We start from the raw sequence: 508 nt of genomic DNA, 5'->3' as shown, positions 1-508 counted from the left end.
AGCTGAAGCTGAGGCCGTCGACCGCCTTGACGTGGTCGAGGGTACGTCGCAGAAGCTCTTTCTTGATGGGAAACCAGACCCGCAGATCCTTCACCTCCAGCATCGGCTCGGCAGCTGCGGCTGGCACCGGTCCACCGCTGGGTTCGGCGGCCAGCAGCTCCCGGGTGTAGGGATGTTCAGGCGCCTGGAACAATTGCTCGCTGTCGGCAAGTTCCACGACGCGGCCCTGTTGCATGACGCAGACGCGGTGCGCAATTCGCCGCACAAGATTCAGGTCGTGGCTGATGAGGAGCAGGGCCATGCCCAGGCGTGCCTGAAGATCCTTGAGCAATTCCAGGATTTTCAACTGCACGGTGACGTCCAGGGCGGTGGTCGGCTCGTCCGCGATCAGGAGCTCGGGTTCGTTGGCCAGGGCCATGGCGATCATCACCCGCTGGCGCTGGCCGCCAGACAGCTCGTGACGATAGGCGCGAAGGCGCTTGCGTGGTTCCGGTATGCCGACGAGTTC

1 protein-coding gene is annotated in these 508 nt (G+C 63.8%); it reads right to left on the bottom strand.

Annotated features, from left to right (window positions below; all coding sequences use genetic code 11):
• The coding region (locus ACFOLC_RS16185; protein WP_386760297.1) for an ATP-binding cassette domain-containing protein at positions 1–508 on the bottom strand (508 nt) is incomplete at both ends.

This window comes from Lysobacter cavernae, from assembly GCF_042648505.1.
Lineage (GTDB): Bacteria > Pseudomonadota > Gammaproteobacteria > Xanthomonadales > Xanthomonadaceae > Lysobacter_L > Lysobacter_L cavernae.
This window is presented reverse-complemented; position numbering and strand designations above follow the sequence as displayed.